This window comes from Rhizobium sp. BK538 (genome assembly GCF_014197575.1).
Lineage (GTDB): Bacteria > Pseudomonadota > Alphaproteobacteria > Rhizobiales > Rhizobiaceae > Rhizobium.
This window is the reverse complement of sequence record NZ_JACIFT010000005.1, coordinates 279,922-290,580: the sequence shown is the minus strand read 5'-3', so window position 1 is coordinate 290,580 and position 10,659 is coordinate 279,922. Positions and strand designations below refer to the sequence as shown.

10 protein-coding genes and 1 pseudogene are annotated in these 10,659 nt (G+C 61.5%); 9 read left to right on the top strand and 2 right to left on the bottom strand.

Annotated features, from left to right (window positions below; genetic code table 11):
* Positions 1–93 precede the first annotated feature (93 nt).
* Positions 94–549 (bottom strand): annotated as a pseudogene (locus tag FHX09_RS08605) (Crp/Fnr family transcriptional regulator); the annotation flags it as partial.
* Between the two features lie 288 nt (positions 550–837).
* Here FHX09_RS08605 and FHX09_RS08600 point away from each other — a divergent pair.
* From FHX09_RS08600 to cydX, 6 genes are all read left to right on the top strand, one after another.
* Positions 838–1,416, top strand: a complete 579-nt coding sequence (locus tag FHX09_RS08600) for a GbsR/MarR family transcriptional regulator (protein WP_184449760.1) — start codon at positions 838–840, stop codon at positions 1,414–1,416.
* A gap of 4 nt (positions 1,417–1,420) precedes the next feature.
* Positions 1,421–3,115: a thiol reductant ABC exporter subunit CydD gene (gene cydD / locus FHX09_RS08595; RefSeq protein ID WP_184449758.1), complete on the top strand. Its 1,695-nt coding sequence runs from the start codon at positions 1,421–1,423 to the stop codon at positions 3,113–3,115.
* Positions 3,115–4,803 carry a thiol reductant ABC exporter subunit CydC gene (gene cydC, locus FHX09_RS08590; RefSeq protein ID WP_184449756.1) on the top strand — a complete coding sequence of 563 codons (1,689 nt, stop codon included), beginning with the start codon at positions 3,115–3,117 and terminating at the stop codon, positions 4,801–4,803. The genes cydD and cydC overlap by 1 nt, the downstream gene beginning before the upstream one ends.
* A 72-nt stretch (positions 4,804–4,875) precedes the next feature.
* A complete protein-coding gene (locus tag FHX09_RS08585) occupies positions 4,876–6,456 on the top strand; it encodes a cytochrome ubiquinol oxidase subunit I (RefSeq protein WP_184449754.1) in 1,581 nt (526 codons plus the stop codon).
* Between the two features lie 6 nt (positions 6,457–6,462).
* On the top strand, positions 6,463–7,617 hold the full coding sequence (cydB, locus tag FHX09_RS08580) for a cytochrome d ubiquinol oxidase subunit II (RefSeq protein ID WP_132588721.1): 1,155 nt from the start codon (positions 6,463–6,465) through the stop codon (positions 7,615–7,617).
* Positions 7,618–7,629: 12 nt separating this feature from the next.
* Positions 7,630–7,740, top strand: coding sequence for a cytochrome bd-I oxidase subunit CydX (cydX, locus tag FHX09_RS08575; RefSeq protein ID WP_007790147.1), 111 nt, complete (start codon positions 7,630–7,632; stop codon positions 7,738–7,740).
* An 84-nt stretch (positions 7,741–7,824) separates the two neighbouring features.
* Here cydX and FHX09_RS08570 read toward each other — a convergent pair whose 3' ends face one another.
* On the bottom strand, positions 7,825–8,313 hold the full coding sequence (locus FHX09_RS08570; RefSeq protein ID WP_132588722.1) for a GAF domain-containing protein: 489 nt from the start codon (positions 8,311–8,313) through the stop codon (positions 7,825–7,827).
* Between the two features lie 379 nt (positions 8,314–8,692).
* Here FHX09_RS08570 and FHX09_RS08565 point away from each other — a divergent pair, with 379 nt between their 5' ends.
* The 3 genes from FHX09_RS08565 to FHX09_RS08555 all read left to right on the top strand — a co-directional run bounded on the left by FHX09_RS08565 (position 8,693) and on the right by FHX09_RS08555 (position 10,598).
* Positions 8,693–8,953, top strand: a complete 261-nt coding sequence (locus tag FHX09_RS08565) for a hypothetical protein (RefSeq protein WP_132588723.1) — start codon at positions 8,693–8,695, stop codon at positions 8,951–8,953.
* Between the two features lie 62 nt (positions 8,954–9,015).
* Complete coding sequence (locus FHX09_RS08560) at positions 9,016–9,501, top strand: NUDIX domain-containing protein (RefSeq protein WP_007790141.1); 486 nt, start codon at positions 9,016–9,018, stop codon at positions 9,499–9,501.
* Between the two features lie 116 nt (positions 9,502–9,617).
* On the top strand, positions 9,618–10,598 hold the full coding sequence (locus tag FHX09_RS08555; protein ID WP_184449752.1) for a DMT family transporter: 981 nt from the start codon (positions 9,618–9,620) through the stop codon (positions 10,596–10,598).
* Positions 10,599–10,659: the final 61 nt, after the last annotated feature.

Here is a 10,659-nt window from a genome sequence, read left to right as displayed (position 1 = left end):
AATATCGACCGCGAAGACGACACTGCTCCCGGCAAACGACAGCTTCGATGTTCAAAAAAGGGCTTGCATTTTACCGCGCGATTAGACGACAGCCTCGGGATCGAGATGGGTCGCGATCAGCAACAGAAAACTCGCGACCTTCTCCGCCGCCGTCTTGCGTCCGAGCGTCACCATCCAGTCCCGCGCTTCGTCCAGCTCGCGCAGCGTCTGTGCCATGAGGTGTCTGGCAAGCGCCGGGTTATTCTTGACCATGCGCTCCAGCGCAGCCTTCGGAACGCGACAGAGATTGACGTCAGAAGCCGCCTCCACCGACACGGCATTCTCGTCCGCATTCAGCCTGCCGAGAAGATCAGGCGCGAACTGCAAGCCGACGATTTGCTGGCGCCCGTCCTCCAGCGTCTTCGTAAGCTTCACGACCCCGCGGATCACGGTGGCGTAGGATTCGGCCGGCATCTTCTCGCCGACCAACTCATCGCCGGCTTCATGATTGACCAGGCGGGTATGCGCGGAAAGCGCTAGCAACTCGTCGGCGCTGAGTGCGCCGCACATGCCCTTGTGGCGAACCTCACAGCTCATGCAACGTACTGGTATGTCTGAATTATGTATGTCTTTGCGCATCAAATCAGCTCCGCGCAAAAACATAGACTACGGCCACCGCTGGAGAAACAGCGTTTTCTTGATTGAAATCAAAGTGTCGTCATCCGGGGCGAGCTGCGGCGGCTTTCTGTGGCCGCGACACCAAATTGCCGCAGCCCTCATTTGCCAATTGCCCGTGGAGCCGACCCAGTTATAGTGATTTCAGAAATTTCTGAAATTACAGATATAACGGAAACCGAGATGAACCTTCCGCCGCTTGCTCAATCCTTCGTCCTGCACTTCGGTGAAATGGGCTCGCGCTGGGGCATCAACCGCACGGTCGGCCAGATCTACGCCCTGCTCTACGTATCGCCATCGCCGCTCTGCGCCGAGGAGATCACCGACGCTCTTGGCATTTCCCGCTCGAACGTCTCGATGAGCCTACGCGAACTGCAGACCTGGAACCTCGTTCTGCTGAAACACAAGCCGGATGACCGGCGCGACTTCTTCACCACACCCGATGACGTCTGGCAGATCCTGCGGACGCTGGCGGAAGAGCGCAAGAAGCGCGAGGTCGATCCGACGCTCTCGGTGCTGCGGGAAATCCTGATGCAGCGGCCGGCAAGCGAAGCAGAACGCCACGCGCAAGAACGTATGAGCGAGATGCACGCGCTGATCGAACAGCTAACGCATTGGTATGAGGACGTAAAACAACTTGAAACCGAACGGCTTGCGACGTTACTCTCCTTAGGTGCGAAAGTGACGAAGCTGTTGGAGGCCAAGGACCGAGTCGTTTCGCTCGGCCGCAGCCGCCGGCCCAATCCTGCGAACAAGAGTTAGCGCTATGGGGAGTGCTTGCTTAGACGCAAAAGGAAAGCAGGCTTTCGGCAAGCCGGGAAAAACTGTGTCCGGACAAGGTGGCTTGCGAAAGGCAGCTGCCGTCCAGACCCTGGCATCGCTCATATGGATCCCGCAGGCGGCACTTCTCGCCACCGCAGTCGGCCGCATCGCAAAGGGCGGCGGCTTCGACGACGTCTTGTGGTTTGCCGTCTATATCGCGCTGCTTGGCATAGCGAAAAGCTGTCTCGAGGCGGCTGGCGGCCGCATGGCATTTCGCGCAGCACGCGCCGAACTGACGGCGCGGCGTGAACTGGCCGTCACAGCCCTTGCCCGGCGCTCGCCGATCGACAGCACAAGACCGAGCTCCGGCGAAGCCGCAAGCATCATCGGCGAACAAGCCGAGATGATCGTTCCCTGCCTCTCGCGCTTTCAGCCGGCCCGCTTCAAGGCAAGTGCCGTGCCGATGGTCATCCTTGGCTGCGTCGTCCCGATTTCCTGGATTGCCGCTCTCATTCTCCTTTTCGCCATGCCGTTGATCCCCGTCTTCATGGCGTTGATTGGCTGGCACGCGCAGGCTGCAAGCGAGAAGCAGCTGGCAGCAACCGGCGGCCTCAACGGCTTCCTCCTGGACCGCCTGCGTGGGATGGCGACCATCCGTTCACTCGACGCCGTCGATGCGACCGCAACGAGGCTCAGAGCCGACGCCCACTCGCTGAAGGCTCACACCATGGCTGTGCTGAAGATTGCCTTCCTGTCGTCGGCCGTGCTCGAGCTGTTCGCGGCCCTGGGCGTCGCGCTGGTCGCCGTCTATATCGGCTTTTCCCTGCTCGGAGAAATTCGCTTCGGCGCCTGGACAGGCGGCCTCGATCTGACGACCGGCCTCTTCGTGCTGCTGCTTGCGCCGGCTTTCTTCGAGCCGCTGCGCGAACTTTCGGCCGTCTGGCATGACCGCGCCGCCGGCGAAGCTGCGATCAAGGCGATCGATGCGCTGAATGCGGATGGCCTGATGCTGCCCGTTGCGAGCGATGCATCCAAAGCCGAAACAGCAGTCGGCGCCATCCGACTGGAGAATGTCAGCTTCCGCTATGGCAAGAACAGCAACACCGCCATCGACGACTTCAATCTGCGCATCCATCCCGGCGAGCACGTTGCCCTGCTCGGTGCCAGCGGCTCGGGCAAATCCACCCTCCTCGCACTGATCGCCGGCCACGCGACCTGCAAAACCGGCAGCGTCACCATCGACGAACAGCCGGCCAATCCGACCCTTCATGCCAAGGTTGCCTGGGTCGGCCAGAAGCCGCATATGTTTGCAGGCACCATCGCAGGCAACATTTCGCTCGGTCGGCCGGACGTTTCCATGCGGGCCGTGACAGAAGCACTCGATCTTGCCAAGCTCAGCCGCTTTGCCCGCAACCACGCTCTGCGTCCGCTTGGCGATGGTGGCATGGGAGTTTCCGGCGGCGAAGCGCTACGCCTCGCCATCGCCCGCGCCGCCTGCAATCGGGAAGCCTGCATCGTACTTGCCGACGAGCCGACCGCGCACCTCGATGCTGAAACCGCAAGCGAGATCACCGAGAGCCTGCTTGCCCTTGCCAAGGGCCGCACGCTTGTCGTCGCAACCCATGATCCGCGGCTTGCCGCGAGCATGGACCGGACCGTCCTGCTCGATCCCGAAACGACACGGGAGGCGGCTGAGTAATGAGCGCATCGCTTTCCAACCTCAAGCCGATCGTCAAGCTCTTCCTGGCCGAGCGCCGCCGGGGTTTGCTCCTCGGGGCAGCGCTCTCCGCGACCACGGTATCGGCAGGAATTGCTTTGCTCGGCCTCTCCGGCTGGTTCATTACCGCAGCCGGCATCGCCGGACTTTCGGCAGCAACGATTGCCACCTTCGACGTCTTCATGCCGTCGGCCGGCATTCGCCTGCTTGCGCTCGGCCGGACCGCCTCGCGCTACGGCGAGCGGCTGACGACCCATGACGCGACGCTCAGCGTACTCGCCGCTCTGCGCGAGCGCCTGTTCCGCGGATGGGCAATGCCCGGTGCCGCACGGGAGCTTGCTCGCCGGCCCGCCCGCCTGCTTTTCCGCCTAACGGGCGACATCGATGCGCTCGACTCCCTCTATCTGCGCGTGCTGGTTCCAGCCGGCGTTGCGGTCGCTGCGGCGATTGCCGCAAGCGTGGCGCTTGTGCTGATGCATCCGCTCTTCGGACTGGCCGTCGGCATCGTGCTGCTTGTCGCCGGTCTCGGCATTCCCTTCGTCGCCGGACGCCGGGCCATGAAGCATGCCCGCCGCCGCGCCCACGGCATCGAGGCCGTTCGCGCCCGCACCATTGATCTCGTCGCCGGCCAGACCGACTTGCTGATGGCCGGACGCCTCGACGCGCGGCGTGCGGCGATCGCAGATGCCGATCACTATGCCGCCGGCGCCGACGACCGCCTGAACCGCATCGAAGCCGGTGTCACATTCGGGTTCGGGCTTACGTCAACCGCCCTACTTAGCGGTTCGCTACTGGCTGTTGCAGCCCTGGCCGGAGCAGGCACGATCAGCCCGCCGGTCGCCGCGCTTGGCGTGCTGATTACCTTCGCCGCGGTCGAGCCCTTCGGCGCCCTGCGCCGCGGTGCAATGGAGCTCGGCCGAACCTTGCTCGCCGCCGGCCGCATCGCGCCGCGCTTGTCGGCATATGCAGGCGCGCACCGCAATGCTGCATCGGCTCCCGGCGTGGCATTTCGCCTGAACGAAGTGACCGCGGGATATGACGCGGAAATGCCTGTGCTACGCGACATTAACCTCGATCTGAAGGCCGGCGAAAAGCTCGCTCTAATTGGCGCAAGTGGCGCCGGCAAATCGACCCTGCTTTCGCTCCTGGCAACTGAAATGCGGGCCACTCACGGATCCATCGAATGTCTCAACGCCACGCTGCTGACCCAACGCACGGAGCTTTTCCGGGACAGCCTGCGCTGCAACCTCCAACTGGCACGACCTGACGCCGACGACCAAGTGCTCCGTGAAGCACTCGCCGCCGCCGGCCTCCTCCACGATATCGTCGTACTACCGCGCGGCCTCGACACGCCGCTTGGCGAAGGCGGCATGGGGCTTTCGGGCGGTCAATCGCGCCGCCTCGCCCTCGCCCGCCTCTTTTTGCACGACGCGCCGCTGTGGCTGCTGGACGAGCCGACGGAAGGCCTCGATGGCGCAACCGCGCGCGACGTCATGTTTTGTCTGGCGCAAAAGGCGCAGCAACGCTCGCTCGTCATCGCCACGCATATCCGTCGGGAGGCCGCGATCGCGGACATCATCGTAGTCATGGACGACGGGCGCATCACAGACGTTTCGCGCCGTGGAGAGGCGGCATTCGAAAAGGCTTTGAACCGGCTGAGACCGGACTGAACCACACATGACCGCCAGGCAATCCGGTTTGGCGGAACCCTTCGTACCCCGTGGGACCGTGGGAGAAAGACAATGGAACTAGACATCGTCGCGCTATCGCGCTTCCAATTTGCGCTGACTGCGCTTTACCACTTTTTATTCGTGCCTTTGACGCTCGGGCTTTCCGTACTGCTCGCCATCATGGAAACCGTCTACGTCATGACGGGCCGCCACGTCTGGCGGCAGATGACGAAGTTCTGGGGCGTACTCTTCGGCATCAACTTTGCGATCGGCGTCGCCACCGGCATCGTCATGGAGTTCCAGTTCGGCATGAACTGGAGCTACTACAGCTACTATGTCGGCGATATCTTCGGCGCCCCGCTGGCCATCGAGGGTCTCATGGCCTTCTTCCTTGAGGCAACCTTCGTCGGCCTGTTCTTCTTCGGATGGGACAAGCTTTCGAAGGTCGGTCACCTCGTGGCGACATGGTGCGTGGCGCTCGGCTCCAACTTCTCGGCGCTCTGGATCCTCGTTGCCAACGGCTGGATGCAGAACCCGGTCGGCTCGGCGCTCAATCCGCAGACGATGCGCATGGAAATCACCAGTTTCTTCGACGTGGTCTTCAACCCCGTCGCCCAGGCGAAGTTCGTCCATACCGTCTCAGCCGGTTATGTCTGTGCGTCGATCTTCGTGCTCGGCGTCTCGGCCTGGTACCTACTGAAGGGCCGGCACCTCGAAATCGCCAAGCGCTCGATGACGGTTGCGGCATCGTTCGGTCTGGCATCGGCGCTTTCGGTCGTCGTCCTCGGTGACGAAAGCGGCTACCTCGCAACCGAAAACCAGAAGATGAAGCTCGCCGCCATCGAGGCGATGTGGGAGACCGAACCGGCACCCGCCGCCTTCACCGCCTTCGGCTTTCCCGACCAGGAGGCACGCGAGACACATTTCGCCGTTCACATTCCTTGGGTGATGGGTTTGATCGGCACCCGTTCGCTGACGACGGAGATACCCGGTATCGACAAGCTCGAGCAGCAGGCGGAAGCCCGCATCCGCGACGGCATCAAGGCCTACGACGCGCTGATGCAGATCCGCGCTGCAGCAACGCCGGACGGTATCGCGCCTCAGGTCCGCACCTCGTTCGAGGAACTGGGACACCAGCTCGGCTACGCTCTTCTTCTGAAGCGCTACGTTGACGATCCGCGCCAGGCGACTGAGGCGCAGATCGCCCAGGCCGCGCATGATACCATTCCGCATGTGCCAACCCTCTTCTGGTCGTTCCGCATCATGGTCGGGCTCGGCATGTTCTTCATCGTCCTGACGGCGACCTTCTTTTGGCTTTCGGCACGACGGCACCTGGATAAGTACCCATTCCTGCTGAAGATCGCCGTTTTCGCGATCCCGCTTCCCTGGATTGCCATCGAAGCAGGCTGGATCGTTGCCGAAATCGGCCGTCAGCCGTGGGTTATCGAAGGCGTTCTGCCGACGGCAATGGCGGTGTCGAGCCTCGGCGCAAGCACGGTTCTGCTGACCATCGTCGGCTTTGCTGCGCTCTATACAACGCTCATCATCGTCGAGATGACGCTTATGATCAAAGCCATCCAGAAGGGACCGGAGCCGGACGACGAGCCGCAAGCAGAGCTTATTTCCGAAACCCTCGTTCCCGCTGCGGAGTGACCCGTCATGATCCTGCACGAACTGATAGACTACGAAATCCTGCGCTTGATCTGGTGGCTGCTTCTCGGCGTACTCCTGATCGGCTTTGCCGCCACGGATGGCTTCGATCTCGGCGTCGGCACGTTGTTGCCTTTCGTCGCCAAGACGGATACGGAGCGCCGCGTCGCCATCAACACGATCGGCCCTGTCTGGGAAGGAAACCAGGTCTGGCTGATCGTTGGCGGGGCCGCTACTTTCGCCGCCTGGCCGCCGCTTTATGCGGTGTCGTTCTCGGGCTTCTACCTCGCGATGTTCGCGATCCTGTTCGCGCTCATCCTGCGCCCGGTCGGCTTCAAGTACCGCTCGAAGCGCGAGAGCGCCCGCTGGCGCAACAACTGGGACTTCGCGCTGTTCGTCGGCGGTTTCGTACCGTCGCTGATCTTCGGCGTCGCCGTTGGCAACGTGCTGCAAGGCGTGCCGTTCCGCTTCGACCCGGCTGACATGCGCATCTTCTATGAGGGCTCGTTCTTTGGCCTTCTCAACCCTTACGCCCTGCTTTGTGGCCTGCTCTCGGTCGCCATGTTCGTCATGCACGGCGCTTCCTGGCTCGTCCTGAAAGCAAGCGGGCCGGTCGCCGAGCGGGCCAGAAGCTATGGCAGCCTCGCCGCGCTTGCCGTCATCATCCTTTTCGCGCTCGGTGGCCTCTTCCTGGCGCTCGCAGTGAACGGCTACAGCATCACCAGCGAGATCAACCCGGCCGGCCCGTCGAACCCTCTGCTCAAGACGGCCACCCACGATGGCTCCTGGCTGGCGAACTATAGCACCTACCCGTGGATGCTGATTGCGCCGACCCTCGGCTTCCTTGGTGCAGCAGCAGCCTTCCTCGCCCTCCGGGCAAAATGGGAAGTCGCTACCCTGCTCTTCAGCAAGCTCTCGATCTTCGGCATCATCTCGACCGTCGGTCTCTCGATGTTCCCGTTCATCCTGCCCTCCTCACTCGACCCGAGGTCGAGCCTGACGGTATGGGATGCCTCGTCGAGCCACACGACGCTGTTCGTCATGCTCGTCGTGTCGCTAATTTTCCTGCCGATAATCGTCGCCTACACCGCCTGGGTTTACAAAGTCCTCTGGGGCAAAGTCGACGAGAAGACGGTCACCGACAAGAGCGGCCACGCCTACTGAAGGAGAAAAACGATGTGGTACTTCGCATGGATCCTCGGCCTGCCTCTGGCCGCCGCCTTCGCCGTCCTCAACGCGATGTGGTATGAGTTGATGGACGACGAGGCCAAGAAGCGAAAGCAGTAGCGCTTAGTTCTCATTGAAAACAACGAAGGGACGCGCTTGCACGAGCGTGTCCCTTTGCTTTGAGCGATACCGAGCCGCAGAGGTTCAGTAGCTTGCCTCGACGAAAATCCGGGCCAGAGCTTCGACGCCGGCCTGATCCTCGGCGTCGAAGCGCGACGCGGTCGGGCTGTCCAGATCGATGACGCCAAGAATTTTACCATCGTGATGAAGCGGTACCACGAGTTCCGAACGCGACGCGGCGTCACAGGCGATATGCCCGGGAAACGCATGTACGTCCTCGACGAGGATCGAAGCCCCCTTTTCCACAGCCGTACCGCAAACACCGCGGCCGACCGCAATGCGGACGCATGCCGCCTTCCCCTGGAACGGCCCCAGAACCAGCTCGCTATCCGACTTGAGGAAGTAGAAGCCTGCCCAGTTCAGGTCCGCCATCATTTCGAACATCAGAGCCGACGTATTCGCGGCATTGGCGATCGTATCGCTTTCACCGTGCAGCAGGCCCTTAAGCTGCTGGCAAAGCTCCGCGTAGAAATCGACCTTGTTGGTGGAATTTATGGTCGCGGCTTGAAACATATCCGTTGTCGCTTCTGTTTGCGTGGTGAGCGTCGATATAGGGGCATGCATCCCGATTGCCAAACGCAATCGTGATGAGCAGGATCGACCTTCATCTCACTAGATGGTGATAGTTATCAGCAACCATCTTGTCGGTCGATGATCCGACTCTATCTAGTGCCCTGTCGCGACCTGTTGCGGATCGCGACCTAAGTCGGCCGGCAGCTGCGGTTTGCGCGCACGGCGATATCGGGCGACGGTTAGGTAAAGCGCCTGCCGCCCCTCATTGTTAGAGCATTCCGACGAGCGGAGCAGCTATTTCGGCAGAGCTGTGCAAGAAGTCATGAAACCGCTTCGGCTGGGCAGATAGATCCATTGATTTCAAGCAGAGGTAAGGACAATGACACCGGAAGACAGACGGGCGGTTTTCAGCCACCGCCAGATAGCGGCAATTATTGAAGGCATCACGCAGGAAGACGGCACCGAAGAGCCGATCACGGGAAAATCGCTTGGCGAGGCGATCCTCTTCGTATCGGAAGAAGCGGCGACCAGCGCATCCAGCGCCCATGTCATTTACGGCGACAACGGCTCGCTTAGCTACACCGATTGCCTGAGCGTTTACCGCGACTACGGCGTGGCTCTTCGCCAGACCCCTAATTAAAACAGCACTGGGCGCGAGCCGCGCCCAGTGCTCTTCCCCGTAAGCAGAAGGATGCAGTCGATATGGCGAAGCGAAGTGCAGGCCTGCTGATTTACCGCCTCCACGATGGTGGCTACGAGGTTCTCCTGGTTCATCCGGGGGGACCCTACTGGGCGAAGAAGGACATCGGCGCCTGGTCGATCCCCAAGGGCCTCGTCGACGAGGACGAAGATGAACTTGATGCGGCAAGACGTGAAGCCCGCGAAGAACTGGGCGTCGACGTCGAAGGAAGCTTTCATCATCTCGGGGAATACAAGCAACCCGGTGGCAAGATCGTTGTTGCCTGGGCCGTCGAGGCCGACATCGATCTGGAAGCAACTGCCAGCAATCGCTTCCGGATGGAGTGGCCGCCGCGCTCCGGCGTGATGGTGGAATTTCCAGAAGTGGATCGAGCCGAATGGTTCACGCTGGCGGATGCGGAGCGAAAGATCCTGAAAGGTCAGCACCCCCTGCTCGTGGATTTCCTCCGACGGCGCTCGCAAAGTCCCCTGGAGGCATATGCGAGCTGATAAATGATGACAGCCGGGCTTGCGATTGTGCATGGCAGCTATTCGCAATCGGCTCTCGCGTTGCCGCCGGCGGTCCGTAAGAGTTCAAAGACTCTCCTGCGGACGATTCTAAATCCATGACAGCCCATTCTTCGCCGCTGCGCGGTGTTCTCGTCGCGTTTGGCGCCTATGCCGTATTTGCCTTCAGCGATGCATCGATCAAGATATTGCATGGCGGGGTGCCCGCCTATCAGATCGCCTTCGTCGGCGCGCTATTCGGCTGCGCCGCGCTGCCCTTCATCAAAGGCAGAGATGACACCTGGCGCGATATCTTCAGAAGCACGAACCGCACGCTTTGGCTGCTGCGGTTCGTCTGCGGCGCAATCGGAGCAATCGCTTCGATCATCACATTCACAAAGCTGCCGATGGCTGAGGCCTTCTGTCTGCTGTTCCTTCTGCCGTCGTTCGTGACCATTCTGTCCGTCATCTTTCTCGGGGAAGACGTACGCTGGCAGCGCTGGGCCGCCGTCATCGTCGGCTTCATCGGCGTTCTGGTCGTGCTCCGTCCGGGCTTCCGCGATTTGTCGGTCGGTCATCTTGCGGCGGCGATCGGCGGCCTGGCTGCAGCAATCTCGATCGTCATCATGCGAAAGATGGGGCCGGCCGAAAAGCGCCTGTCGCTGTACGGCGCAGCCTTGCTCGGCACACTTGCCGTCAGTGGCATTCTGATGCTGTCGGAGATGGTTGTTCCAACCCCGCGCCAGTGGTTGTTCATCGCAAGCTATGGCCTGCTTGGCGCGGCCGGTAACGTGCTGCTGATGACAGCCGCGCGGCTGGCACCGGCAAGCCTGGTCGCCCCTCCTCAGTACAGCCAGATGCTGTGGGCGATCGGATTCGGATATCTGATCTTCGACGACACGATCGACCTGCCAATGGCTGCCGGCATCGTTCTCATTATCTGCTCGGGTTTGCTGACGCTGGCGCGTGAAAAGAAGCGTGGCACGCCCCTGCCGCGAGCCGTCGTTTCAGCCGACAACCAGGCGCCGCTTGCAACATCGACCGACGAGACCGGCGACGTGGAGCAACCAGCTCAATTGGCCGCGCACGCGATCCCCTAAGTGCTAAAAAACCGCCTTTGCCGGAACCGAATGACGTTGGCAAAGGCGGATTTCTATTTTT

Excerpts from the sequence above, each read along its gene's own strand:
- FHX09_RS08600 (WP_184449760.1), top strand. The coding sequence starts at position 838 with ATGAACCTTCCGCCGCTTGCTCAATCCTTCGTCCTGCACTTCGGTGAA.
- cydD (WP_184449758.1), top strand. The coding sequence starts at position 1,421 with ATGGGGAGTGCTTGCTTAGACGCAAAAGGAAAGCAGGCTTTCGGCAAG.
- cydC (WP_184449756.1), top strand. The coding sequence starts at position 3,115 with ATGAGCGCATCGCTTTCCAACCTCAAGCCGATCGTCAAGCTCTTCCTG.
- FHX09_RS08585 (WP_184449754.1), top strand. The coding sequence starts at position 4,876 with ATGGAACTAGACATCGTCGCGCTATCGCGCTTCCAATTTGCGCTGACT.
- cydB (WP_132588721.1), top strand. The coding sequence starts at position 6,463 with ATGATCCTGCACGAACTGATAGACTACGAAATCCTGCGCTTGATCTGG.
- cydX (WP_007790147.1), top strand. The coding sequence starts at position 7,630 with ATGTGGTACTTCGCATGGATCCTCGGCCTGCCTCTGGCCGCCGCCTTC.
- FHX09_RS08570 (WP_132588722.1), bottom strand. The coding sequence starts at position 8,313 with ATGTTTCAAGCCGCGACCATAAATTCCACCAACAAGGTCGATTTCTAC.
- FHX09_RS08565 (WP_132588723.1), top strand. The coding sequence starts at position 8,693 with ATGACACCGGAAGACAGACGGGCGGTTTTCAGCCACCGCCAGATAGCG.
- FHX09_RS08560 (WP_007790141.1), top strand. The coding sequence starts at position 9,016 with ATGGCGAAGCGAAGTGCAGGCCTGCTGATTTACCGCCTCCACGATGGT.
- FHX09_RS08555 (WP_184449752.1), top strand. The coding sequence starts at position 9,618 with ATGACAGCCCATTCTTCGCCGCTGCGCGGTGTTCTCGTCGCGTTTGGC.